The 23,627-nt window shown below is 65.1% G+C and carries 23 protein-coding genes; 5 read left to right on the top strand and 18 right to left on the bottom strand.

Annotated elements, in window-relative coordinates:
* Positions 1 to 40 precede the first annotated feature (40 nt).
* The 8 genes from U858_RS0101175 to U858_RS0101140 all read right to left on the bottom strand — a co-directional run bounded on the left by U858_RS0101175 (position 41) and on the right by U858_RS0101140 (position 7,293).
* Positions 41 to 379, bottom strand: a complete 339-nt coding sequence (locus tag U858_RS0101175; protein WP_025135360.1) for an integration host factor subunit alpha — start codon at positions 377 to 379, stop codon at positions 41 to 43.
* A 3-nt stretch (positions 380 to 382) separates the two neighbouring features.
* Complete coding sequence (gene pheT, locus U858_RS0101170; RefSeq protein WP_025135359.1) at positions 383 to 2,800, bottom strand: phenylalanine--tRNA ligase subunit beta; 2,418 nt, start codon at positions 2,798 to 2,800, stop codon at positions 383 to 385.
* Positions 2,801 to 2,812: 12 nt separating this feature from the next.
* Positions 2,813 to 3,835, bottom strand: coding sequence for a phenylalanine--tRNA ligase subunit alpha (gene pheS / locus U858_RS0101165; RefSeq protein WP_006387999.1), 1,023 nt, complete (start codon positions 3,833 to 3,835; stop codon positions 2,813 to 2,815).
* 77 nt (positions 3,836 to 3,912) lie between these two features.
* Positions 3,913 to 4,272, bottom strand: coding sequence for a 50S ribosomal protein L20 (rplT, locus tag U858_RS0101160; RefSeq protein WP_006387998.1), 360 nt, complete (start codon positions 4,270 to 4,272; stop codon positions 3,913 to 3,915).
* Between the two features lie 17 nt (positions 4,273 to 4,289).
* Positions 4,290 to 4,487, bottom strand: a complete 198-nt coding sequence (gene rpmI, locus U858_RS0101155) for a 50S ribosomal protein L35 (RefSeq protein WP_003812834.1) — start codon at positions 4,485 to 4,487, stop codon at positions 4,290 to 4,292.
* A 363-nt stretch (positions 4,488 to 4,850) separates the two neighbouring features.
* The gene (locus U858_RS0101150; protein ID WP_025135358.1) at positions 4,851 to 6,377 is read right to left on the bottom strand and encodes a YifB family Mg chelatase-like AAA ATPase; all 1,527 of its coding nucleotides are present in this window, start codon (positions 6,375 to 6,377) and stop codon (positions 4,851 to 4,853) included.
* 88 nt (positions 6,378 to 6,465) lie between these two features.
* Positions 6,466 to 6,717, bottom strand: coding sequence for an accessory factor UbiK family protein (locus U858_RS0101145; protein ID WP_025135357.1), 252 nt, complete (start codon positions 6,715 to 6,717; stop codon positions 6,466 to 6,468).
* A gap of 150 nt (positions 6,718 to 6,867) precedes the next feature.
* Positions 6,868 to 7,293 carry a DUF5339 family protein gene (locus U858_RS0101140; RefSeq protein WP_029953411.1) on the bottom strand — a complete coding sequence of 142 codons (426 nt, stop codon included), beginning with the start codon at positions 7,291 to 7,293 and terminating at the stop codon, positions 6,868 to 6,870.
* Positions 7,294 to 7,834: 541 nt separating this feature from the next.
* Between U858_RS0101140 and U858_RS0101135 the strand changes: the two genes are divergently transcribed.
* Positions 7,835 to 8,173 (top strand): P-II family nitrogen regulator, encoded by a 339-nt coding sequence (locus U858_RS0101135; protein ID WP_006218735.1) that lies wholly within the window; start codon positions 7,835 to 7,837, stop codon positions 8,171 to 8,173.
* A 31-nt stretch (positions 8,174 to 8,204) separates the two neighbouring features.
* On the top strand, positions 8,205 to 9,443 hold the full coding sequence (gene amt, locus U858_RS0101130; protein WP_025135355.1) for an ammonium transporter: 1,239 nt from the start codon (positions 8,205 to 8,207) through the stop codon (positions 9,441 to 9,443).
* A gap of 125 nt (positions 9,444 to 9,568) precedes the next feature.
* On the opposite strand, the gene U858_RS0101125 is transcribed toward amt, so the two are convergent.
* Positions 9,569 to 10,531 carry an SDR family NAD(P)-dependent oxidoreductase gene (locus U858_RS0101125; protein WP_025135354.1) on the bottom strand — a complete coding sequence of 321 codons (963 nt, stop codon included), beginning with the start codon at positions 10,529 to 10,531 and terminating at the stop codon, positions 9,569 to 9,571.
* A 126-nt stretch (positions 10,532 to 10,657) separates the two neighbouring features.
* Between U858_RS0101125 and U858_RS0101120 the strand changes: the two genes are divergently transcribed.
* Positions 10,658 to 11,584, top strand: coding sequence for an AraC family transcriptional regulator (locus tag U858_RS0101120; protein WP_025135353.1), 927 nt, complete (start codon positions 10,658 to 10,660; stop codon positions 11,582 to 11,584).
* A gap of 50 nt (positions 11,585 to 11,634) precedes the next feature.
* On the opposite strand, the gene ptsP is transcribed toward U858_RS0101120, so the two are convergent.
* From ptsP to rfbD, 7 genes are all read right to left on the bottom strand, one after another.
* Entirely contained in the window at positions 11,635 to 13,410 is a 1,776-nt protein-coding gene (gene ptsP, locus U858_RS0101115; RefSeq protein WP_051593503.1) for a phosphoenolpyruvate--protein phosphotransferase, read from the bottom strand.
* A 43-nt stretch (positions 13,411 to 13,453) separates the two neighbouring features.
* Positions 13,454 to 13,723 (bottom strand): HPr family phosphocarrier protein, encoded by a 270-nt coding sequence (locus tag U858_RS0101110; protein WP_025135351.1) that lies wholly within the window; start codon positions 13,721 to 13,723, stop codon positions 13,454 to 13,456.
* A gap of 109 nt (positions 13,724 to 13,832) precedes the next feature.
* On the bottom strand, positions 13,833 to 14,234 hold the full coding sequence (locus U858_RS0101105; protein ID WP_025135350.1) for a PTS sugar transporter subunit IIA: 402 nt from the start codon (positions 14,232 to 14,234) through the stop codon (positions 13,833 to 13,835).
* A gap of 13 nt (positions 14,235 to 14,247) precedes the next feature.
* Complete coding sequence (gene gshB, locus U858_RS0101100) at positions 14,248 to 15,219, bottom strand: glutathione synthase (protein ID WP_025135349.1); 972 nt, start codon at positions 15,217 to 15,219, stop codon at positions 14,248 to 14,250.
* A gap of 180 nt (positions 15,220 to 15,399) precedes the next feature.
* Entirely contained in the window at positions 15,400 to 15,951 is a 552-nt protein-coding gene (infC, locus tag U858_RS0101095; protein WP_080551054.1) for a translation initiation factor IF-3, read from the bottom strand.
* A 20-nt stretch (positions 15,952 to 15,971) separates the two neighbouring features.
* Entirely contained in the window at positions 15,972 to 17,924 is a 1,953-nt protein-coding gene (thrS, locus tag U858_RS0101090; RefSeq protein ID WP_025135348.1) for a threonine--tRNA ligase, read from the bottom strand.
* A 334-nt stretch (positions 17,925 to 18,258) separates the two neighbouring features.
* Entirely contained in the window at positions 18,259 to 19,173 is a 915-nt protein-coding gene (gene rfbD / locus U858_RS0101085) for a dTDP-4-dehydrorhamnose reductase (RefSeq protein WP_025135347.1), read from the bottom strand.
* Positions 19,174 to 19,573: 400 nt separating this feature from the next.
* On the opposite strand from rfbD, the gene U858_RS0101080 reads away from it, so the two are divergent.
* Positions 19,574 to 20,215: a response regulator transcription factor gene (locus U858_RS0101080; protein WP_232786465.1), complete on the top strand. Its 642-nt coding sequence runs from the start codon at positions 19,574 to 19,576 to the stop codon at positions 20,213 to 20,215.
* Positions 20,216 to 20,221: 6 nt separating this feature from the next.
* On the opposite strand, the gene hemN is transcribed toward U858_RS0101080, so the two are convergent.
* Positions 20,222 to 21,649 (bottom strand): oxygen-independent coproporphyrinogen III oxidase, encoded by a 1,428-nt coding sequence (hemN, locus tag U858_RS0101075; RefSeq protein ID WP_025135345.1) that lies wholly within the window; start codon positions 21,647 to 21,649, stop codon positions 20,222 to 20,224.
* 120 nt (positions 21,650 to 21,769) lie between these two features.
* Between hemN and U858_RS0101070 the strand changes: the two genes are divergently transcribed.
* Positions 21,770 to 22,033: a hypothetical protein gene (locus U858_RS0101070; protein WP_025135344.1), complete on the top strand. Its 264-nt coding sequence runs from the start codon at positions 21,770 to 21,772 to the stop codon at positions 22,031 to 22,033.
* A 67-nt stretch (positions 22,034 to 22,100) separates the two neighbouring features.
* On the opposite strand, the gene U858_RS0101065 is transcribed toward U858_RS0101070, so the two are convergent.
* Complete coding sequence (locus tag U858_RS0101065; RefSeq protein WP_025135343.1) at positions 22,101 to 23,588, bottom strand: glycosyltransferase family 39 protein; 1,488 nt, start codon at positions 23,586 to 23,588, stop codon at positions 22,101 to 22,103.
* Between the last annotated feature and the right edge of the window lie 39 nt (positions 23,589 to 23,627).

Below are 23,627 nucleotides of genomic sequence, written 5' to 3'. Positions count from 1 at the left end.
GCGGAAGTCGAGTGCCGATAACAATTACCGACAAAGCGTATCACTCCTCGGCGTCGGGCGCCGTGGGAGTGGCCTGCTCGACCACGCTCTTGAGTTTCTGGCTGGCGTGGAAGGTGACCACGCGGCGGGCGGCGATGGGTATGGTCTCGCCGGTCTTGGGATTGCGGCCGGGGCGCGGCGGTTTGTCGCGCACCTGGAAGTTTCCGAAGCCCGAGAGCTTGACGGAATCGCCGCGCGCCAAGGCGTCGCGGATTTCCTCGAAGAACGTGTCGACGATGTCCTTGGCTTCGCGTTTGTTCAGGCCGACCCGCTCAAAGAGCAGTTCGGCCAGCTCGGCCTTGGTCAGGGTGCGCGGCTCGGCAAGCATACTGTTCCCCATGGTTCAAGCACGCTGGCGCGCGCCGTGGGCACTGACCAAAGCGTCTTTGATGCGTGCCAGGCAATCGGCCACCCGGGCTTCGTCCAGTGTGACTTCAGTGTCCTGTAGCCAGAAACGGAACGCAAGGCTTTTTTCGGCCACGGGCTGGTCGCCCTGGGCCTTCTCGCGCCACACGTCGAACAGGCGCACGTCCTGCACCACCGCCAGTTGCGGATCGGCCTTGACGGCGGCAGCGACGGTGTCCAGCATCGATTGCGCGGTGACCGGCGCATCGACCCACAGGGCCAGATCGCGCACCACCACGGGCTGACGCGACAGCTCGCGCACCTGCGGCAACTCGCCTTCGGACAGCGCAGCCACGTCGACTTCAAACACGACCGGCGCGTGCGCCAGGTCGGCTTGCTGGGCCAGGCGCGGATGCAATTCACCGATCCAGCCGACCTGCTGGCCGTCCAGTTCGATGCGGGCGCTGCGGCCCGGATGCAGCGCCGGGTAGGCGGCGGCCTCGAAGCGCAGGCGGCTGCCGCGCGCGCCGAAGAGCGCCTGCACGTCCGTCTTAACGTCGTAGAAATCCACCTGACGCGTGGGCACGCCCCATTGTTCTTCGACCACCGGGCCCCAGGCAGCGCCGGCCAGCTTCAGAGGCTGGCGCACGCCGGCCACGGCCAGCGGGCCGTCTTGGGCCGCAGCATCGCGCACGAAAACGCGGCCCAGCTCGAACAGGCGCACGCGCGTCTGCTTGCGGTTGGCGTTGTGGCGGATGTTGGCGACCAGGCTGGCGATCAGGCTGGAACGCATCACCGACAGATGGCTGGCGATGGGGTTGACCAGCTTGACCGGCGTGTCGTTGCCCGCGTAGTCGCGTTCCCAGTCGGCTTCGACGAAGCTGTAGTTCACGACTTCCTGGTAGTCCTGCGCAGCGGCCAGGCGGCGCAGCGCATGGGCGCCGCGGCGCACTTCGGGCTGCGAGAACATCTTGGCGCGCGCCATCGGCGGCACGGTGGGAATGTTCTCGAAGCCATAGATGCGAGCCACTTCCTCGATCAGGTCTTCTTCGATTACCAGGTCGAAACGGTACGACGGCGGCGTGACGATGAAGTCATCGCCTTCGACCGTGAATTCCAGGCCCAGGCTGTTGAAGATCTTGGCCACGTCGGCTTGCGTGACGGGCACGCCCAGCACGCGGTGGCAACGCGCCAGGCGCATGCGCACCGGCTCGCGCTTGGGCAGGTTGACGATCTGGTCGTCCAGCGGACCGGCCTGGCCGCCGCAGATGTCGACGATCAGGCGCGTGATGAATTCAATGTGCTGCGGGATCGTGGCGTAGTCCACGCCGCGCTCGCCGCGGTGGCTGGCTTCAGAGCTGAACTTGAAACGGCGCGCGCGGCCGGCCAGCGACTGCGGCCACCAGAACGCGGCTTCCAGATAGATGTTGGTCGTGTCCAGCGTGACCGACGTGGCTTCGCCGCCCATGATGCCGGCCAGGCTTTCGACCTGGTCGCCCGCCACCACCACGCCTACCTTGGCGTCCAACGTGACGGTCTGGCCGTTCAGCAGTTCAAGGGTCTCGCCTTCGCGGGCCCAACGCACCGACAGGTCGCCATGGATCTTGTCCAGGTCGAACACGTGCGAGGGGCGGCCCAGTTCCAGCATGACGTAGTTGGAAATGTCGACCAGCGCAGACACCGAACGCTGACCGGCGCGCTCAAGGCGCGTCTTCATCCATTCCGGGGTCTCTGCGCGGGCATTCACGCCGCGGATCACGCGGCCGCCGAAACGGCCGCACAGATCAGGGGCTTCGACCTTGACGGGCAGCACGTCGTCCAGCGTCACCGGCACGGCCGTGGCCGTGGGCACCGACAGCGGCGCGCCGGTCAGGGCGGCGACTTCGCGCGCCACGCCCAGGATCGACAGGCAGTCGGCGCGGTTGGGCGTCATCTTCAGCGTGAAGAGCGTGTCGTCCAGGTCCAGCGCGTCGCGGATCGACTGGCCCGGCACGAAGTCGGCCGGCAGTTCCAACAGGCCGCCGTGGTCTTGCGACAGGCCCAGTTCGCGGGCCGAGCACAGCATGCCCGACGATTGCACGCCGCGCATCTTGGCCACGCCGATCTTCATGCCGCCGGGCAGTTCCGCACCCACGCGGGCCAGCGGCACCTTCAGGCCGGCGGCTGCGTTGGGCGCGCCGCAGACGATCGTCAGCAGCGTGCCCGAGCCGTCGTCCACTTGGCAGACGCGCAGCTTGTCGGCATCGGGGTGCGGAGCGATCTCGACGATGTGGCCCACCACCACGCCGCTGAACGCGGGTGCGGCCGGCACGGTGTCTTCGACTTCCAGGCCGGCCATGGTGAGCCGGTGCGCGAGTTCGTCGGTTGCGATCGGGGGATTGACCAGCGTACGCAGCCAGGATTCGGGAAATTGCATGATCAGCCGTCTTTATTCGTTGAACTGGCGCAGGAAGCGCAAATCGCCTTCGTAGAACTGGCGCAGGTCGTTGACGCCATAGCGCAGCATCGTCAGGCGCTCAAGGCCGGAACCGAAGGCAAAGCCGATGTAGCGCTCGGGGTCCAGGCCGAAGTTGCGCACCACTTGGGGATGCACCTGGCCCGAACCGGAGATCTCCAGCCAGCGGCCACGGTTGGGCCCCGACGTGAACATCATGTCGATTTCGGCGGACGGTTCGGTGAACGGGAAGAACGACGGGCGGAAACGCACGACGAGGTCGTCGCTTTCGAAGAAGCAACGCAGGAAATCGGTGTACACGCCCTTCAGGTCGGCGAACGAAATGTCTTCGGCGATCCAGAGCCCTTCCACCTGGTGGAACATGGGCGAGTGCGTGGCGTCGCTGTCGACGCGATAGGTGCGCCCCGGCGCAATGACCTTGATGGGCGGCTTGTGCATGCGGGCATAACGCACCTGCATGGGGCTGGTGTGCGTGCGCAGCAACAGCGGCAGGCCGTCAGCGTCTTTCATGTCGACGTAGAACGTGTCCTGCATCGAACGCGCCGGATGGTCCAGCGGGTTGTTCAGCGCGGTGAAATTGGTCCAGTCGTTTTCCACTTCGGGGCCGTCGGCCACATCGAAGCCAATGGAGCGGAAGATCTCTTCGACGCGTTCCCAGGTCCGGATCACCGGATGGATGCCGCCCGGCACGCGGCCGCGGCCCGGGAGCGATACGTCAATGGTTTCGGAAGCCAGTCGGGCGTCCAGTTCGGCCTGCGCCAACGCGGCGCGGCGCAGATTCAGGAGCTCTTCGACCTTTTGCTTGGCCTGATTGATCCGGGCGCCCATGTCGCGCTTCTGCTCGGGATCGAGCTTGCCCAAGCCTTTGAGCAGCACCGTCAGCGCGCCATCCTTGCCCAGGAAGCGGGCCTTTGCATTTTCGAGCGCGGCGGCGTCCGTGGCCGCGGCGAAGCGTTCTTGCGCCTGGGAAACCAGGTCGTCAACCGATTGAGTCATGAAATCCAGCCTTCAAAACGCAAACGGGGCCATTACAGCCCCGTTTGCAGCGATGCGCGATGAGTTAAAGCGCGCGATCAGGCAGCCAAGGCAGCCTTGGCTTGCTGCACGATGGCGGCAAAGCCGGCCTTGTCGCGCACGGCCAGATCGGCCAGGACCTTGCGGTCGAGTTCGATGGCAGCCTTCTTCAGACCAGCGATGAACACGCTGTAGCTGACGCCGTGTTCGCGGACGGCGGCGTTGATACGCGTGATCCACAGCGCGCGGAACGTGCGCTTCTTGTTACGACGGTCGCGGTAGGCGTATTGGCCAGCGCGCATGACAGCTTGCTTGGCAATACGGAACACATTACCGCGGCGGCCACGGTAACCCTTGGCGGCGGAAATGACTTTCTTGTGACGTGCGCGGGCAGTAACGCCGCGTTTGACGCGAGGCATAGTAGATCTCCCTTAGATCAAGCGAAAGGCATCATGGCCTTGACGGAGGCCACGTTGGTTTCATGGACCGCAGCCGAACCGCGCAGCTGGCGCTTGTTCTTGGTGGTCTTCTTGGTCAGGATGTGACGCTTGAACGCCTGACCACGCTTGATGGATCCGCTGCCGCGAACCTTAAAGCGCTTTGCGGCGCTTTTCTTGGTTTTCATCTTGGGCATGATGATTCCCTAAACTAAACACTGATTGTTGATTTACATGACGCGAGGTGCTTGGCGCAAGGCGGTTGGCGGTCTGTCCGCACCCGGCATCACTGCCTGGGGGAACACGCTACCTACACCATTGCGGCAAAACTTTAGGACCTCTTGCCACTTCTTGGGGGTACTGCATGGGGTACTGCTTGGGGCACTACGCTTTTTCCAAACATTCCAGACAAAAAAGATAGCCTGGATCCGGGAAAGCCTTTGATTATATGGTGATTTCCCAGGTTTTGTCGAGCCAGTTGGCAGGTCGGCGCGGCGCCCTGCCTGCGCCAGGGGGACGGAACCCGTCCGAACGGGCACCCAAGCGCGGGAAACGGGCCATCATACGCCCGGCCGGCGGTACTGCACCGCCTGGGCGACATGGCTGGCGCCCAGCATGTCCTGCCCGTCCAGATCGGCGATCGTCCTGGCCACCCGCAGGGCCCGGTGCATGGCCCGCCCCGACCCCGCCAGGCGACGCATGGCCTGCAGCAGCAGGTCGCGGGCATCGGCCTGCAGCGGACAGTGGCGTTCCAGTTCGGCCCCGGCCAATCCCGCATTGGGTTTGCCCTGGCGCGCATGCTGGCGCTCGCGGCAGCGCGCCACCCGCTCGCGCACTGGCTCGGACGGCTCGCCCGGCGGCCCCTGCATGCATTCCAGGTCAGAGGGCGGCAGCGCCACGTGCAGGTCGATCCGGTCCAGCAAGGGGCCGGATATCTTGCCCGTATAGCGCGCCACCTGATCGGGCGTGCAGATGCAGGCCCTGCGCGGATGGCCCCGCCAGCCGCAAGGGCACGGGTTCATCGCCGCCACCAACTGGAACCGCGCGGGAAACTGCGCCGTATGCAGGGCGCGGGCGATGATCACCCTGCCCGTTTCCAGCGGCTCGCGCAACGCTTCCAGCGTACGGCGGCTGAATTCCGGCAGTTCGTCCAGGAACAGCACGCCGTGATGCGCCAGGCTGATTTCCCCAGGCCGCGGCCTGCCGCCCCCACCCACCAGGGCCATGGCGGACGCCGAATGGTGCGGCGCCCGAAACGACGGCGTGCCCATCCTGGCATCCGGCACGCCCGCCAACGCCGCAATGGCGGCGGCCTCCAGCGCCTGGCGCCGCGTCAGCGGCGGCAACAGGCCAGGCAAGCGCGCGGCCAGCATGCTCTTGCCCGCTCCCGGCGGCCCGACCATCAGCAGGCTATGGCCGCCCGCCGCGGCAACCTCCAGCGCCCGCCGCGCCCCCGGCTGCCCTCGCAGATCGGACAGGCACGGCCCGGGCGGGGCATCCGGCCACGCCAGCGGTATCGCGTCGGGCAAGCGGCCGTGTCCGGCCACATGCGCCGCTACATCCGCCAGGCTGCGGGCCGACAGCACCCGAAGCCCCTCCACCCAGGCCGCCTGTTCGGCGCTGCCCGCAGGCAGGATCAAGGTGGCGCCGGGAGATTCCTGCGCCACGCTCAATGCAATGACCAGGGCCGCGGCAACCGGCACCAGCGCGCCGGTCAGCGACAGTTCCCCCGCCAGCACCACTCCGGCCAGCAACGGGTCGGGCGCAACTCCGGCGTTGTCATCCGGTGCAGGCGCGGTCAATTGCCCGGTCGCCAACAGCAACCCCAACGCAATGGGCAGATCGAAGCGGCCGGATTCCTTGGGCAGATCCGCCGGCGACAGATTGACCGTGATGCGGCCCGCGGGAAAATTGAAGCCACTGTTGATGATGGCCGCCCGCACGCGCTCGCGGCTTTCACGCACCTCGGTATCGGGCAGCCCCACCACGTTGAAACTGGGCAGGCCCGGCCCCAGGTGCGTCTCGACCCGCACCGCATGGGCATGCAGGCCGCTGAGGGTGCGGCTGGCAATAACGGCAAGGGTCAAGGCGGTCTCCGGTTGCGATCGAAAACCAGTATGCCCAAAACAAAAACGGCCGCATCAGCGGCCGTGGCAAAAGTGTCCCTCGGACAGCCTACTTGTCCAGGGCGGACAGGCGGGTTTCCAGTTGCTCGACCGTCGCGGCCAGTTGGTCCACGCGGGCACGGGTGCGCGCCAGCAGGTCGGCCTGGACGTCGAATTCCTCGCGGGTGACCAGATCCAGCTTCGAGAACGCCTGCGTCATCATGGCGCGCACGTTGCGTTCGACGTCCGCGGCGGGGCTGCGGGCGATCAGGTCGGAAATGTTCTTCTGGATGTCTTCCATCCATTGGGTGCGATTGTTCATAGCGGCCTCACGGTGTTCTTGGTGCCTCAAGTGTAGTGCTTTCCCCGCCCCTGCCGCAGGCAAAAAAAAGGGCGGGCCGCATGCGGTGACCGCCCATCAAAGCACAGGAGAAAACCGGGCCGCCTTGGGGGCAGCCCCCTACCAACATCGTTACGGGCAGCCCATCTGCGTCGCGGATTGCGCGAACAGGTCTGCCGACTGCTTGCATTGCGCGGCCAGCTGCGTCTTGTCGCTGATCGTGGCCCACTGTGTCTTGGCAGCGTCCAGTTGCTGCTTGAAGCTGGCTGCGGCCGGGTTGGAAGCGCCCAGCTTGTCCATGCACGCGCTGACCTTGCTCAGGTAGGCGTCGCACTCCGCGGGCAGGCCGGCGGTGGCGCCCGTGGCGGGTGCGGGCGTAGTGGTCGCGGGCGGCGTGGTGGCGGCGGGCGGCGTGCCAGGGGTGGTGGTGCTGGGAGCCGGGGTGGTCGATGCCGCGGGCGGTGCAGCCTTTTCGTCGCTCTTGTTGCAGCCGGCCAGTACGGCCAGCGCGGCAGTCAGCGCCAGCACGCCAAGGGTCTTGCGTTGGATCGTCATCATTCCTCTTTCCTTTCTTGCTTTTCGTATGTAGAGAGCCGCAACGCCGGAACCCCTTGCAGCGGCCCGATCAAGCCCACCAAGCGTCATGAGCTGGATTCGATTCTTCTTCAGCCTACCTTTGGCAACAAGCTTATGCGTGTAAACCCTCGTATCACGCCCCGCCCCCTTTTTTGGACCTCTTGCGATTCGCTTTCAGCCTGCTGAAAAAGAGCACACCGCCGCGCGAAGCCCGGCCAGCAACGATCCGCGGCCGACCCGAGATTTCGCCCCAAGCCGATGCAGGGATTTGCAAACCCTGCAAAGCGCAACCCCAGCGGCATCAACTGGCAACAAATGGCGGCAGGGACACATATTCCGTTGCATTCCTCACCATCGCGGCGCCGTGCACCGATTTGAGGCTGACGCGTGGTGCATGGCGCACTATATTGGTGCAAACAGGCACAACAAACGCGCCTGACCGGGCGCCCTACGGGCACCGCAGCCCATGGCATGGAATTTGCTTGAATGACGAGGCCAACGTGCAACCATGAGAGGAAATGCCATGAAACTCATCATCGCCATCATCAAGCCATTCAAGCTCGACGAAGTGCGGGTGGCTCTATCCGGAATCGGCGTCCAGGGCCTCACTGTTACTGAAGTGAAAGGGTTCGGGCGCCAGAAGGGCCACACCGAACTCTATCGGGGCGCGGAATACGCGGTCGACTTCCTGCCCAAGCTGCGAGTCGAAGCCGCCGTGCCCGACCACCTGGTCGACCAGGTCATCGAAGCCATCGAACAAGCCGCCCGCACCGGCAAGATCGGCGACGGCAAGATCTTTGCCGCTCCCCTTGAACAAGTGATCCGCATCCGGACGGGCGAAGCCGGCGAAGCTGCACTGTAGACAAATAAGAAAGACTCATTGGAGCCTGAAAATGGATAAAGCAGATATCTCCTGGTTGCTCGTCTCTACCCTCCTCGTATTGATGATGGCCGTACCCGGTCTGGCGATGTTCTATGGCGGCCTGGTACGCAGCAAGAATGTGCTGTCGGTGCTGCTGCAAGTGTTGTGCACGTTCGTGCTGGGCCTGGTCCTCTGGTTCATCTACGGTTACTCGCTTGCCTTCACGGAAGGCAACGCGTTCTTCGGCGGCCTCTCGCGCGCCTTCTTCTCCGGCATGTTCACCCCGGCCGATGGCAAGTACGCCATGTCGAATTCGCTGACCGAGCTGCTGTTCGCCTCGTTCCAGGCGACGTTCGCAGGCATCACCTGCGCGCTGATCGTCGGCAGCTTCGCCGAACGCGCCCGCTTCTCGGCGGTGCTGGTGTTCACGGTGATCTGGTTCACGTTTGCCTACATCCCCATCGCGCACATGGTGTGGTTCGCTTCTGAAACGGCCCCGGGCCTGCTGAACGCCAAGGGCGCGCTGGACTTTGCCGGCGGCACCGTGGTGCACATCAACGCCGGCGTGGCCGGCCTGGTGGGCGCCTACGTGGTGGGCAAGCGCGTGGGCTACGGCCGCGAAGCGATGCAACCGCACAACCTGCCGATGACGTTCGTGGGCGCCGCCCTGCTGTGGGTGGGCTGGTTCGGCTTCAACGCCGGCTCGGCACTGGCCGCCAACGAGAATGCGACGCTGGCCTTCTTCAACACCATGATCGCCACCGCGGGCGCCGTGCTGTCCTGGCTGTTCACCGAATGGGCCATCAAGGGCAAGCCGTCCATGCTGGGCGCTGCGTCCGGCGCCATCGCCGGCCTGGTGGGCATCACCCCGGCTGCCGGCCTGGTCGGCCCGGTGGGCGCACTGATCATCGGCGTGATCGCCGGCATCGTCTGCGTCTGGGGCGTCAACGGCCTGAAGCGCCTGCTGCGTGCCGATGATGCGCTGGACGTGTTCGGCGTGCACGGCGTGGGCGGCATCGTCGGCGCCCTGCTGACGGGCGTGTTCAATGCCCAGGTCCTGGGCGGCCCCGGCCTGGCGGAACCCGGCATGATCCTGGGCCAGCTGTGGGTGCAGCTCGAAGGCGTACTGATCACCATCGTCTGGTCTGGCGTGGTGGCCTGGATTGCCTACAAGATCGCCAACGCCCTGTGCGGCCTGCGCGTGCCGGAAGACCAGGAACGCGAAGGCCTGGACGTCACCAGCCACGGCGAATCGGCTTATCACAGCTGATTCCCGCCCCGCCGGCGCCAACGCGCCGGGCGGCGTCTCAAGCCCCCTTTCGAGGGGGCTTTTTCATTTGTGATGGCACCAGCGCTGCGGGCGGCCAGGGCATCGTGGCGGGAAGATTTTCCGATTCAGGATGCGGGAAAAGCGTCGATCCCGGTAAGCCCGGCAGACAGCGCCCAGAGGCGCGCAGCCTGTTCGGGGTCGGCGGCATAAGCCCGCACGCCGGCAAAGGACGGGGGGTCGCTTTCATCGACGCCGGCGATGTCGCAATCCTCGCAGTACAACCCGCCCATGCCGGCCAGGCGTGGCGAGGTGGCCGCCCAGACTTGGGTAGCCGCGCCTTGTTCGACGGTCTTGAACGTGGGATCAGCGGGGTTGCCGTGCGCATCAAGCCATCCCGCGGCAATCATTTCCTGTTGCGTCAGGTGGCGCTGGAGCGGGGTGAAGATCTTGCCGGGATGCAGGGAAAAGGCACGCACGCCATCACGCTGGCCCAGCCGATCCAGGTGCACGGCAAACAGGGCATTGGCAGTCTTGGACTGCCCATAGGCCAGCCATTTGTCGTATCCCTGATTGAACTGCACGTCGTGCCAGCGAACGGCCGACTGATGATGCCCCGCCGACGACACCACGACCACCCGGGCCCCTCCTTTCAGCGCGGGCCACAGCAGATTCACCAAGGCGTAGTGCCCAAGGTGATTGGTGGCGAACTGGGCTTCCCACGCAGGCCCCACCCGGGTTTCGGGGCACGCCATGAGGCCTGCGCTGCCGATCAGGATGTCGACGTGCCGGTCACGTGCCAGGAACCGCTGGGAAAAATCACGCACGCTGGCCTGGTCGGACAGATCAAGCCGCTCGACTTCAGTGTTGGGGATGTCATGGATATTCGCGCGGGCGGCCTGCACGTCGCGCGCGCCGACGATGACCTGCGCGCCGGCAGACGCCAACGCGCGCGTCGTCTCTCGCCCCAGGCCGGAATGTCCGCCGGTAACGATGGCGGTGATGCCGGAAAGATTGCGCCCGGCGAGCACTTGCGCCGCCGTCGTTGCCGCGCCGAAACCGGAGCCGACAGGAGATTGCTTACTGATCATGGATGAAATGCCCCGATTGAGCCTGGCCTGCATTCTGGAGACCCCCTGACCCGCATTGTCGACGCTGGACTTCGGACTGTGAATGCAGCAAAGTCCTATTCTTTGTCGAGATCGTCTGAATACGCCATGGATCCGCTATCGGAAGTGCTTTCCCTCCTGAATACTCGGCGCTCCGTCTTCGCGGGATTGAAAGCGGGCGGCGACTGGGCCATCGACTTCCCCCCGCCCGACGACATCAAGTTCAATGCCATCGTCCAGGGAAGCTGCTGGCTGACCGTGGAAGACGTGGCGCAGCCCATCTGGCTGGAAAGCGGGGATTGCTTCCTGCTGTCGCGCAAACGTGCGTTTTCACTTCGCAGCGAGCTTTCGCTGCCGGCCATCCCTTCCGATGAAATCTATCACCACGCCGTCAACGGCATTGCCCGCTGCGGCAGCGCCGACGACTTCTTCCTGATCGGCGGCCGCTTTGCCTTTGGCGACGAAGCCAGCCTGTTGTTCGATGGCCTGCCGCCGGTGGCCGTCATCAAGCACGGCTCGGATCAGGCCTGCGTGCTGAGCTGGGCGCTCCACCGTCTGGCCGACGAGCTTGCACGGCCCTCACCGGGCAGCGCCATCGTGGTTCAGCATCTTGGACACATCATGTTGGTGCAGGTCCTGCGGCGCTATCTGGCCCAGGACGGCGACGATGCGCCGAGTTGGCTGCTGGCGGTTTCCGATCCCCGCATCGGGGCTGTGATCCAGGCGATCCACGCCGACCCCGCACGCGCCTGGACAGTCGAAACCCTGGCCGACGTTGCTGGCGTGTCGCGCTCGACGCTCGCCTTGCGATTCAAGCAAAAAGCCGGCGTTGCGCCATTGGAATACGTGTCTCGATGGCGCATGCGCCTGGCCGCGCAATCATTGAAAGCCGAGCAGACGACGATTTCCGCCATCGCGCACAGGCTTGGCTATGACTCCGACAGTGCGTTCAGCCACGCCTTCAAGCGCATCATGAAATGCGCTCCGCGGGAATACCGGCAGAAAAATGGGGGTGCAGACCGGAATCCGGCCTGATGGATGGCAAACAGGGGCTTGCCAGAGCAAGCCCCCCCCCGAGGGCTCGGTCAGGCCAGATCCAGGGTGTCCAGGTCCACCGGCAAGGCGCGGTTCAGCGCGCTGGCCACCTTGACCCGCAGCGCGTTGGTGTGGGCGCGCCGGACTTCCCGCTTCACATCCAGCAATTGCTGCGGATGCATCGAGAATTCGGTCAGCCCCAGGCCCAGCAACAAGCGGGTCATGCGCGAGTCGCCGGCCATTTCGCCGCAGACGGCCACGGGCTTGCCCGCGCGTTCACCGGCATTGATGGTGTGCGCGACCAGACGCAGCACGGCGGGATGCAGCGGATCATAAAGCGCGGCAACGTCGTGGTCGCCGCGGTCAATGGCCAGGGTGTACTGGATCAGGTCGTTCGTGCCGATGGACAGGAAATCCAGCGCCTGGGCGAAGGGTTCGATCGCGATGGCGATCGCGGGCACTTCGACCATGGCGCCCACTTCCATGTGCGGCGCGTAGGCCTGCCCACGCGCATCGAGCTCGCGCCGGGCCGATTCGATGGCCGCGCGCGTGGCCACGACTTCGTGCATGTGCGCGATCATGGGAATCAAGAGGCGCACCGGCCCATGGGCCGACGCCCGCAGGATGGCGCGCAACTGCGTGGCGAACATTTCCGGACGCGCCAGGCAGTAGCGGATGGCACGCTGCCCCAGGGCCGGATTGGTGGCCACCGTGGCCTCGCCGTCCAGCGTCTTGTCCGAGCCGATATCCAGCGTGCGGATGGTGACCGGACGGCCCGCCATCACTTTCACCACGGAGGAATAAGCCTCGTACTGTTCTTCTTCGCCCGGCAGGTCCGGACGGCCCATGAACAGGAATTCGCTGCGGAACAGACCGATACCGTGCGCCCCCGAGGCCAGCGCCAGCGCGGCTTCTTCGGGCAGTTCGATATTGGCGTGCAGCACGATGTCGATGCCATCCAGCGTGACCGAAGGCTCGTCGCGCAGCAAGCTGAGTTCGGCTCGTTCGTCGGCGTAGGCGGCCTGGCGGCGGCGGTATTCCTGCAGGATGCGGTCCGACGGGTTGACCACCACGGCACCAGCGGCGCCGTCGATGATCAGCATGTCGCCGTCGCGCACCAGCTCGCGCACGTTGCCCATGGCCACCACGGCCGGCACGCCCATGCTGCGCGCCACGATGGCCGTGTGCGAGGTCGGGCCGCCCAGGTCGGTCACGAAGGCGGCAAACCGCCCTCCTCGCAGGCGCAGCATGTCGGCCGGCGAAATATCGTGCGCCACCACCACCAGCGCATCGTCGCCGCCCATGTGCGACATGTCGGGCAGGATGGCGGAGGTGCCGGACAGCACGTGCAGCACCCGCTCGATGACCTGGCGCACGTCGGCGCCGCGTTCGCGCAGGTATTCGTCTTCCATGGCGTCGAACTGCTGGCCCAGGATCTGGCCCTGGGTGGTCAGCGCCCATTCGGCGTTGTAGTGACGTTCGGCGATCAGGGCCAGGGTCTGCTCGGCCAGCAACGGGTCGCCCAGCAGCAGGCTATGCACGTTCAGCATGGCGCCCAGCTCGCGCGGCGCGTCGGCCGGCAAGGTATCGGCCAACAGCCGCAATTCCTGCTGAGCCGAGTCCAGCGCCTCGGTCAGGCGGCGGCTTTCGGCGGGAATGTCTTCAGGGGAAATGCGGTAATGCGCGACTTCCAGCGCCGCCGCCCCCATGACCACCGCGCGGCCGATGGCGTAACCACGCGCCACGCCCTTGCCGTACAAACAAATGACGGGGCTGGCAGCGCCAGCCCCGTCATGGACTTGAGCCGCGGCAACGGCCGCGGACATGCCGGCCCGGGCCTTGCCCGGACCCGCGGATTCGGAAGCGCTGCTATTCCTGTTCACCGAATTTGCTGTCGAACAGAGTTTCAATTTCGGAAAGGGCCTGGTCGGCATCGTTGCCGGAAGCCTCGAGCTTGACGGTCACGCCCAATCCGGCGGCCAGCATCATGACGCCCATGATGCTCTTGGCGTTCACGCGTTGCGCACCGCGGGAAATGAAGATCTCGCTGGAGAACTTGCTGGCCAGCTGCGTCAGTTTGGCGGCCGCCCGCGCATGCAAACCCAGTTTATTGCTGATGACGATGTCTGTATTAGGCATAGGAAATATCATGACCGCGGTGGCAAGCCGCAGTGGTGGTTGCAGCAAAAGGTCGAACCGCCCATCGGCTTGAAATATTAGCCGACATAATAGGGCAAATTCCCGCCCGTCAGTCTACACGCAAGACGCCCTGCACCCCGCCGGCCAGCGCTTTTTCGCGGGTCTCGGCCAGGGTCAGGTTGCGATAGGTCAGCGCCCGCAGCAGCATGGGGGTATTGAGCCCCGCCAAGACACAGCACTGGATGCCCTGCGCCTGAGCGTCGGCCACGGCCCGCTTGGAGATATTGGCGGGCGTGGCGCCGATCAGGTCGGTCAGCACCAGAACGCCGCCGCCATGGTCTTGCTCGAGGATGTCCTTGAGCACGGCGGGCGCCTGGTCGTCCGGCCGATCTTCGGGCTGGATGTCGTGAATGGCCAGCATGCCGTCAAGGTTGCCCATGACGTGGCTGGCGCATTCGCGCATGGCTGCGCCCAGGGGCGCATGCACGACGATGACAATACCCGTGGTCATGACGGTTTCCGGATCAGGCCGCAGCCGGCGCGGCGGCCACGGCTTTTTCAAGCGCCGTGACGAACATGCCGGCGACGTCGAAGCCGGTCTGTTCGGCGATTTCCACGAAACACGTCGGGCTGGTGACGTTGACCTCGGTGACGTAGTCGCCGATGACGTCCAGGCCGACCAGCAGCAGGCCGCGCGCGGCCAGCTTGGGCGCCACGGCCTCGGCGATCTCGCGATCGCGCGGGGACAATTCCTGGGCCACGCCACGGCCGCCGGCGGCCAGGTTGCCGCGCGTCTCGCCAGCCAGCGGGATACGCGCCAGCGAATACGGCACCGGTTCGCCGCCGATCAGCAGGATGCGCTTGTCGCCCTTGACGATTTCAGGGATGTAACGCTGCGCCATGATGGTGCGCGCGCCGTTGTCGGTGAGCGTTTCCAGGATGGCGTTCAGGTTGGGGTCCTTGGGCTGCAGGCGGAACACGCCCGTGCCGCCCATGCCGTCCAGCGGCTTGACGATCACGTCATGGTGCGTGTCGTGGAAAGCCTTCAGGCGCGCCATGTTGCGCGTCACCAGCGTCGGTGCGGTGAATTCGCTGATTTCGGTGATGGCCAGCTTTTCGGGATGGTTGCGGATCGCCGCGCCGCTGTTGAACACGTGGGCGCCTTGGGCCTGGGCGTATTCGAGCAGGTGCGTGGAATACACGTATTCCATGTCGAAAGGCGGGTCTTTGCGCATGACGACCGCGCCGAAATCGGCCAGCGGCAGGTCACGGGCAGCGCCTTCGCGCCACCAGTCATGGCCGTGCAGATCGGCGTCGGCCACCAATTCGATGGGCGTGGTGACGGCCTTGACCGTGCCGGTTTCGATGTAAAGGTCGCCCTGCATGGCCACGCTGAGCGTATGGCCGCGCGCGACCAGCGCACGCATCATGGCGACAGAACTGTCCTTGTACGCTTTCAAGAGCGGCAAGGGATCCAAAACGAACAAAACATGCATCGCGACACCCCGAACGTACGCCGCCTTCCCTTTCGGGAAGGCGGCTATCTATGACATCGTAGCGCAGAGCCGCCCAATAAGCGAACCCGCCGAACACAGTATGGACGGCGGGTCGCAGGGGGGAGCGGCTGGAGCCTGCCCGGGAGGGATGAAACCGGCCGGGAAGGCGCCGCAGGAGCTTTATGCCGCCGATTCAGGCTTGCCCGCGGGCACGGCCTTCTTCTTGGGCGCCAGCACCATGACCATCTGACGGCCTTCGAGCTTCGGCATGGCTTCGACCTGGGCCAATTCCAGCAGGTCGTCGCGCACACGTTCAAGCACCCGCATACCCAGTTCCTGGTGAGCCATTTCGCGGCCACGGAACCGCAGCGTCACCTTGGCCTTGTCGCCTTCTTCGAGGAAGCGGCGCAGGTTGCGCAGCTTGACTTGGTAGTCGCCCTCGTCGGTGGCCGGACGGAATTTGACTTCCTTGACCTGGATGACCTTCTGCTTCGAACGAGCTTCGGCTTGACGCTTCTGCTCTTGGTACTTGAACTTACCGTAGTCCATCAAACGGCAGACCGGCGGCTCGGCGTTCGGCGCGATTTCCACCAGATCCACGTCGCTTTGCTCGGAAAGACGGAACGCGTCGGCAATCTTGACGATGCCCAGCTGTTCTCCGTCCAGACCTATCAGGCGCACCTCGGGGACGCGGATTTCACCGTTGATGCGATTGGCTTTTTCAGTGGCGATGTTGAAAGCTCCTAGAAATGTTAAGCAGCGCTGCTATCAGGTTGATTGACGTCGCGGCGGGTGGACACGTCCTCGGACAGTCGCGCGACGAACTCGTCGTATGCGATGGCGCCAAGGTCCAGTCCGCCCAGTCCGCGTACGGCGACGGTGCCGTTTTGCTTTTCCTTGTCGCCGACGACGAGGATGTACGGCACCTTTTGCAGGCTGTGCTCCCGAATTTTACGAGTGATTTTTTCACCGCGCAAATCGGACTCTACTCTAAAGCCTTGTTTTTTCAGGCTTTGCGTGATTTGGGCCGCATAATCGGCCGAAGGTTCGGAAATGCAGCACACCACGGCCTGCACCGGAGCCAGCCAGGGCGGCATCGCACCGGCGTGGTTTTCGATCAGCATGCCGATGAAACGCTCGAGCGAACCCAGGATGGCGCGGTGCAACATGACGGGCGGGCGGCGCTGGTCGTTCTGGTCCACGTACTCGGCGCCCAGGCGCACGGGCATGGAAAAGTCGACCTGGATCGTGCCGCACTGCCAGTGGCGGCCGATGGCGTCTTTCAGGGTGTATTCCACCTTGGGGCCATAGAACGCGCCTTCTCCGGGCGAGATCTCGAATTCGCAGCCGGTACGCCGCAGGCTTTCCATCAGCGCCTGTTCGGCCGTATCCCAGACTTCGTCCGAGCCGATGCGCTTTTCCGGGCGCGTGGCGACCTTGTAAAGCACCTCGGTGAAGCCGAAGTCACGGTAGACCTTCTGCAGCAAGGCCGTGAAGTCGGCGCATTCGTCCTGGAGCTGTTCTTCGGTACAGAAAATGTGGCCGTCGTCCTGCGTGAAGCCGCGCACGCGCATCATGCCGTGCAGCGAACCGGACGGTTCGTTGCGGTGGCATTGGCCGAATTCACCGTAGCGCAGGGGCAGTTCGCGGTACGAGTGCAGGCCGGCGTTGAAGATCTGCACGTGACCCGGGCAGTTCATCGGCTTGAGGCCGTAGACGCGGTTCTCGGATTCGGTCGTGAACATGTTTTCACGATAGTTGTCCCAGTGGCCCGTCTTTTTCCAGAGCGAGATGTCGAGAATCTGCGGCGCCTTCACTTCCTGGTAGCCGTTGTCGCGGTAGACCGAGCGCATGTATTGCTCGACCTGCTGCCACAGGGCCCAGCCCTTGGGATGCCAGAAGATCAGGCCGGGGGCTTCGTCCTGGAAGTGGAACAGGTCGAGTTCGCGGCCGATCTTGCGGTGGTCGCGGCGCTCGGCTTCTTCGAGCATGTGCAGGTAGGCTTCCTGCTCTTCCTTGGTGGCCCAGGCCGTGCCGTAGATGCGCTGGAGCATCTCGTTCTTGCTGTCGCCGCGCCAGTAGGCGCCCGCGACCTTCATCAGCTTGAAGACCTTGAGCTTGCCCGTGGACGGCACGTGCGGCCCGCGGCACAGGTCGATGAAATCACCCTCGCGGTACAGGCTCAGCGGCTCGTTGGACGGGATGGACGCAATGATCTCGGCCTTGTACTTTTCGCCGATGCCCTTGAAGAATTCGACGGCGTCGTCGCGCGACCAGACTTCGCGGGTCACGACTTCGTCTTTCTTGGCCAGTTCGGCCATCTTTTTCTCGATGGCGGCCAGGTCTTCGGGCGTGAACGGGCGCTTGTACGAAAAGTCGTAGTAGAAGCCGTTGTCGATCACGGGGCCGATGGTGACCTGCGCGTCGGGGAACAATTCCTTGACGGCGTAAGCCAGCAAGTGGGCCGTGGAGTGGCGGATCAGATCCAGGCCGTCGGCGTCCTTGGCGGTCACGATGGCCAGGCGCGCGTCGCCCTCGATGCGGTAGCTGGTGTCGACCAGTTGGGAGTCGGCGCCGTCAAAGGTCACGCGGCCGCCCAAGGCGGCTTTGGCCAATCCCGCGCCGATCGATTGCGCCACCTCGGCGACCGTGACCGGTCCCGGGTATTGGCGCTGCGAACCATCGGGCAATGTGATCTGTACCATCGGGAGTGCTTCCTGGGGTTCTGGGAATGAAATACGAAATTCAGAAACGACAAACGCGGCTGGTAGCCGCGTTTGTCTGGTTGTCTTGCTGAGTCCTACCGCTGACCTGACACGGTGAAACCCGACGCACGAAAAACTAACGCGACATAGGGCGAAAGTTCCGGGTCGTAGTTCGTGCCAGCGGGAAAAACATGATGCTTGGGCCTTCAGGGGTGGACTGGGTGAGCGCGGGCGCAATGGCTGGCGCGCTTATCGTTGCCGATTGTAGCACCCTTTGGACCTTTTTCGTGGCGAAAACGCCACGTCGCAGCCAGAGGCCGCCCCCGGACGCCCGTCAGGCGAGGTTACGGCTGTCCGCAATCGCGGCCAGGGCATGCAGCACGCCCTCTTCCCAGTGCGGCGCGCGGATGCCGAACGTGCGTTCGAGCAGGCGGCTGTCCAGCCGTGAATTCAAGGGGCGGCGGGCGGACGTGGGGTATTGGTCGGACGCCACCGCGCGGATGTCGGCCGGGGTCAGCGTCACCGCCAGACCTGCCCGGCGAGCCTGCTGGGCGATGAAACAGGCGTATTCGTGCCAGCTGGCGTCTCCCGAGGCGGCCAGGTGATACAGGCCGAAGGGAAAATCGTCGTGTTCGGGCCGGGCCAGGTAACGGGCAACGACCAGCGCGGTGGCGTCAGCGATGAAGGCGGCGCCGGTGGGCGCGCCGCGCTGGTCGCTCACCACCCGCAGCGATTCCGGCTGGCGCAAGGCCATCAGCATGGTCTTCAGGAAGCTGTTGCCGAAAACGCCATAGACCCACGAGGTGCGAAACACCAGATGCGCCGGGTTCATCGCCTGCACCGCCTGCTCGCCGGCCAGCTTGCTGCGGCCATAGGCGTTCAGCGGCGCAGGCGCGTCGCGCTCGTCGTAGGCGCCGGCCTTGGCGCCATCGAACACGTAGTCGGACGAATAATGGACGATCAGCGCGCCACGGCCAGCCGCCAGGGTAGCCAGTTCGCCCGCGGCCTCGGCATTGATGCGCATGGCGCGCACGGCGTCTTCTTCTGCCCGCTCCACCGCGGTATAGGCCGCCGCATTGACAATGACATCGGGCTTTTCACGGCGCACCAGCCGCGCGATCTGCAGCGGATAGGTCAGGTCGCAATCACTGCGGCCGGTGGCCACCACGGCGCCCAGCGGCGCCAGGCTACGCCGCAGCTCGAAGCCCAACTGACCGTCCCTGCCTAGCACCAGAATCTTCTTGGGCATTCGCCACCCGCCGCCTTGCTTGCGATGCGCTGCGGTCCGGCAACAGGCCGGTTTCCGGACGCGATTATTACCCGAACACCGTCATGCCGGGCGTGCCGTGACGACGGGGATCTGTCGACCCCGAGTAAACCCGACCGGTGCATCAGTCCGATTTTGGACCGAAGGCGATCCGGAAGGCCCAACAAAACGTAATCTGCCCGTACAAATTTAAGACCAATCACAACCCCGACACGCACCGGACGCCATCGCCACACCAGCCCTGACGCCGCCCGCGTTCCCTTGGCCATACCGTGGAGCATCGATGAACAGTGTTTCAGCGCAAGATTCCGCTTTCCTTCCAGCCGACAGGTCTTGCGGCAAGAAAGAGGGCAATCGCACCCATTCGCGCAAGCATCTCCTGATGTCGCAACCGCCCCCCTTGATACGCGTCGCGATCCTGGATGACCACCCCGTGGTTGCGCTGGGCGTGGGCGCTTTCCTGGATTCCCGGCCGGGGTTTCGCGTCGTGCACCGTGAAACCTCTGCCCGCGGCCTGCTCGACAAGCTGACCGTGGCGCCGTGCCATGTCGCCCTGATCGACTTCTATCTCCCCCATGAACCCTGGGACGGCGTGAATTTCCTGCGTCGGGTGCGGCGTTATCACCCGAACATGGCGATCATCACGTTCTCGGCCGGCAACCGGCTGGAAACGCAGTACGCCGCCTTTCGGGCAGGTGCCAACGGCTACCTCGCCAAGCAATGGGGCATGATCCTGCTGCCCGACATGATCCAGGGCGTACTGAGCGGCAAAGACCCTTTCCTGTCCGTCCAGGACGGCAAGGTGCGCGCCATTGCTCCGACGCATCCGCACGCCCTGCTGACCGCCTCCGAAGTCGAGATCCTGCGGCATATCAGCCAGGGGCTGTCGGTCACGCAGATTTCCGCGCGGCTGATGCGCAGCAAGAAAACCATCAGCACGCACAAGCGCCGCGCGATGCGCAAGCTGCAGCTGTCTGACGACCTGGCGCTGGCGCTTTACCTCAGGGAGAAGTTCACGGAATAAGCCGCGCTAGATGATCCGCGAGTAGCTGGCCGCGGTACTGGCGCTGCGCAGATAGCCGTCAAATGCCATGGCAACGGCTCTGACGAAGTACCAGCCCAGACCGGTTACCCGCAGCTCACCTGCCCGCAAGTTGACCAGGCCCAACTCGGCCAGGTTGGTCATCTGCGACAGTTCGGGTCCGAAATAGTCGCCAAAGCGCAAGCCATGACGCGATTCGATGCGGGCGAAATCCACGCGGCCCTGGCACATGATGTCCATGATGACCTCGCGACGCGCCAGGTCATCGGCATTGAGCATCAGGCCGCGTTCCACGGCAAAGTGGTCGGACTCGATTGCGGCGTAGTAGCCGTCCAGGTCCTTGGCGTTCTGGCTGTAGGTATTGCCGATGCGGCCAATGGCCGACACGCCCAGCGCGATCAGGTCGCGGTCGGGTTGGGTGCTGTACCCCTGGAAATTGCGGTGCAGTTCGCCGCGCTGCTTGGCAATCGCCAAGGCATCGGTGTTCAGCGCGAAATGATCCATGCCGATGTAGGTGTAGCCCTGCTTGAGAAAGCCGTCGATGGCCGCGCTGAGCAGGCCGACACGCGTCTCGCGATCGGGCAGATCGGTCTGGTTGATGCGGCGCTGCGGCTTGAAGCGCTCGGGCAGATGCGCGTACGCGTACAGGGCAATGCGGTCGGGCCGCAACGTGGTGACCTGCGCAATGGTGCGCGCGAACGATTCGGTCGTTTGCAGCGGCAGACCGTAGATCAGGTCGACATTGACCGACGCGTAGCCCAGCGTGCGGGCGCTTTGCATCAGGTCGCGCACGTCCTCGAACGACTGCACCCGATGCACCGCCACCTGCACCCTCGCATCGAAGTCCTGCACGCCAAAGCTCAGGCGGTTGAAGCCCAGCTTGCGCAACTGTGCCAGGCGTTGGGGCGTAGCGGTGCGGGGGTCCACTTCAATGGAGATTTCGGCGTCGGGTTCAAAGACGAACGCACCGCGCAGGTCAGCCATCAGGCGCTCAAGTTCGTCGTCCGACAGGAAAGTGGGCGTGCCGCCGCCGAAATGCAGCTGCGATACGGGTACGCCCTGCCCCAGCTCGGCGACGTGCAGGGAAATCTCGCGCGCCAGCGCATCGAGGTAGCGAGCGGCCCGGTCGTGATGGCGGGTCACGACCTTGTTACAGGCGCAGTAATAACAGACCGAATCACAGAACGGGATGTGCACGTACAACGACAGCGGTTCGGCGGGGCTTGCTTCACGCCGCTGGCGCAAGGCCTGGCGGTATTCGCGTTCGCCAAAACCGCCGTGGTAGCGGTCTGCCGTGGGGTACGAGGTGTAGCGTGGTCCGTTCTTGTCCAACCGGGCCAGCAACTGGGGCGGAAAGAAGGGTTCGGCGGCTTGCGCCGGGGGGTCTGCGAGTAGAGGACGTAGGGCGGCTTGCATACCTTGAATTATTCGCTTGCGGCGGCCCCACCGCCTTGATCTTGCGCAAATATCCGCCCGCTGGCGTGGCGGGCGGCCCGTAAAATGCGGCCATTCCCCCTACACGACAAGGACACCCCCGTGGATACCGAACTGGACGGCCGCCTGCTGGCCCTGCGCCAAGCCCTGGCGATTGCCATTGCCCTTTCCACCCGCAGCAGTCCCCAGGCCACCGACATGGCGCTGGAGCTGCTTGACGATCTGAAGGCCAACCTGGACAAGACGCCGTCGGACAGCCCGTTCGAAAAACCCGACTGGGTGGTCGGCGCCCATGACGAACTGGACGGCATCGCCCGCATGGTGCGCGCCTTTACCCAGACGCCCGAGCCGGGCGAAGAAGCCTGAGCCCGGCGGCCACGACTGGCGCCGCTCCCACAGCCCAGGCGGTCACGACTGGCGTCCCCCACACCCCTCACCCGGCCGGCCTTGCGCCGCATGGAGCGGCCGGGCGCCTGACGCGCCAGTACAGCCGCGGAAACGCCGCCCCCACCGGGTCGAATCCTTCGGGCGGCGTCCTGGCCCGCTGCAATTCCAGCGCACCGCATTCAGCGACCAGATCGGCCCGCACCCATGGGCTGAATTGAAGCTGCCCATCGATCAGCACCACCGGCTGCTCGGGCAGACGTAGCGCCAGCGCGCCGGATTCGGCCCACGATCCCGAGATCACCTTGACCGGTCCGCCCAGTTCGGCCACGGCACGGCCATGCAGGGTGTCGGCCAGCGCCTGCGCATCGAAATAACGCCAGTCCGACGCGCGGCGCAGCAGGCCCGCGCCATTGGGAGACGTCAGCTCGACACGCGCCATCAGCAGCAGCTGGATCACGATGAAGACCCACACCGCATGGCGCAGCGGCGTGGGTGCGACCCAGGCGCCCCGCGCCAACTCCATGGCGGCAGGCACGATGAAGAGCAGGAACGGCGTGCCCCAGTGCAGCTGGATGTGCGATCCGGACACCAGCGTCATGACACTGACGAAGATCAACGGCGTCAGTCCAAAGGACAGCAGCAAGGCACGGCCGGTGGCCTGCCCCCCGGAGGGCGACGCGGGCGGCGCAACGGCGGCCCGGCGTGCACGGCGCCCCAGCAGCCACAGCACTGCCAGGAAGACCCAGGCCGGCAAGGCGCGATTGAACAGCTGGCCGCCCCACCAGTTGGCGACTTCGTGCAGCCGCGCGCCCCACGGCAGGCTGGCGGCCAGGGACGAGGCCATGGCGTATTGCAGCGGCTTGAAGTCGTGGCTGATCAACCAGACCAGGTGCGGGGCGAACAGCGCCAAGGCCGTCAACCCCGCCACTTGCAAGCCAAAGACGTGCATCGGATCGCGCCAGGCTTTCTGGCTCAGCCAGAACAGCAGCACGGCCAGACCCGCGACGGCGACCTGGTACTTGGCCAGGGCGCCCAGCCCCAGGCAGATGCCCAATACGATCCACCAGCCGATCTTGCGGGTGCAATAGGCTTTCCAGCAGGCCGCCGCGCACCCCGCGACCAACGGAATCAGGACGATTTCATGGTTGTAGAAGTACAGCCGGCCGTTGTAGAACGTGACGCACAGACCTGCCAGGGCGGCAATGGCCGCATAGGCCTCGCCCCGCATGCCGCGCAGCAGGCCCCACAGCAACACGAAAGCCCCCAACGTGCAGGCTGCCCCCAGCAGGTAGGTGGCCCAGGCGGTCCAGCCCAGCACCTGCACCACCGGCCACAGCAGCCAGGTAGGCAGGGGCGGATGCTTGTAGTAGCCCCACTCCAGGCTGCGGACCCAGATCAATTGTTCGATGTTGTCGGTCGGCGGCGCCAGCACGGCGCGGTCGGACAACCATAGCCAGGCCAGGGCGAAGACCACCATGCCCAGACCCAACCGCCAGAAATCCGGCTTTCCCGCCGCGGATTCCCCATGCTGCACGCCACTCTCCCGTTGCTGGCGTACGCAATGCCCCGCCCT

Source organism: Achromobacter sp. DH1f, from assembly GCF_000633435.1.
Taxonomy (GTDB): Bacteria; Pseudomonadota; Gammaproteobacteria; order Burkholderiales; family Burkholderiaceae_B; genus Achromobacter; species Achromobacter deleyi.
Note: the sequence above shows the minus strand (reverse complement) of the source record. Positions and strands in the feature narration are given on the sequence as shown.

Excerpts from the sequence above, each read along its gene's own strand:
- U858_RS0101175 (WP_025135360.1), bottom strand. The coding sequence starts at position 379 with ATGGGGAACAGTATGCTTGCCGAGCCGCGCACCCTGACCAAGGCCGAG.
- pheT (WP_025135359.1), bottom strand. The coding sequence starts at position 2,800 with ATGCAATTTCCCGAATCCTGGCTGCGTACGCTGGTCAATCCCCCGATC.
- pheS (WP_006387999.1), bottom strand. The coding sequence starts at position 3,835 with ATGACTCAATCGGTTGACGACCTGGTTTCCCAGGCGCAAGAACGCTTC.
- rplT (WP_006387998.1), bottom strand. The coding sequence starts at position 4,272 with ATGCCTCGCGTCAAACGCGGCGTTACTGCCCGCGCACGTCACAAGAAA.
- rpmI (WP_003812834.1), bottom strand. The coding sequence starts at position 4,487 with ATGCCCAAGATGAAAACCAAGAAAAGCGCCGCAAAGCGCTTTAAGGTT.
- U858_RS0101145 (WP_025135357.1), bottom strand. The coding sequence starts at position 6,717 with ATGAACAATCGCACCCAATGGATGGAAGACATCCAGAAGAACATTTCC.
- U858_RS0101140 (WP_029953411.1), bottom strand. The coding sequence starts at position 7,293 with ATGATGACGATCCAACGCAAGACCCTTGGCGTGCTGGCGCTGACTGCC.
- U858_RS0101135 (WP_006218735.1), top strand. The coding sequence starts at position 7,835 with ATGAAACTCATCATCGCCATCATCAAGCCATTCAAGCTCGACGAAGTG.
- amt (WP_025135355.1), top strand. The coding sequence starts at position 8,205 with ATGGATAAAGCAGATATCTCCTGGTTGCTCGTCTCTACCCTCCTCGTA.
- U858_RS0101125 (WP_025135354.1), bottom strand. The coding sequence starts at position 10,531 with ATGATCAGTAAGCAATCTCCTGTCGGCTCCGGTTTCGGCGCGGCAACG.
- U858_RS0101120 (WP_025135353.1), top strand. The coding sequence starts at position 10,658 with ATGGATCCGCTATCGGAAGTGCTTTCCCTCCTGAATACTCGGCGCTCC.
- ptsP (WP_051593503.1), bottom strand. The coding sequence starts at position 13,410 with ATGTCCGCGGCCGTTGCCGCGGCTCAAGTCCATGACGGGGCTGGCGCT.
- U858_RS0101110 (WP_025135351.1), bottom strand. The coding sequence starts at position 13,723 with ATGCCTAATACAGACATCGTCATCAGCAATAAACTGGGTTTGCATGCG.
- U858_RS0101105 (WP_025135350.1), bottom strand. The coding sequence starts at position 14,234 with ATGACCACGGGTATTGTCATCGTCGTGCATGCGCCCCTGGGCGCAGCC.
- gshB (WP_025135349.1), bottom strand. The coding sequence starts at position 15,219 with ATGCATGTTTTGTTCGTTTTGGATCCCTTGCCGCTCTTGAAAGCGTAC.
- thrS (WP_025135348.1), bottom strand. The coding sequence starts at position 17,924 with ATGGTACAGATCACATTGCCCGATGGTTCGCAGCGCCAATACCCGGGA.
- rfbD (WP_025135347.1), bottom strand. The coding sequence starts at position 19,173 with ATGCCCAAGAAGATTCTGGTGCTAGGCAGGGACGGTCAGTTGGGCTTC.
- U858_RS0101080 (WP_232786465.1), top strand. The coding sequence starts at position 19,574 with ATGTCGCAACCGCCCCCCTTGATACGCGTCGCGATCCTGGATGACCAC.
- hemN (WP_025135345.1), bottom strand. The coding sequence starts at position 21,649 with ATGCAAGCCGCCCTACGTCCTCTACTCGCAGACCCCCCGGCGCAAGCC.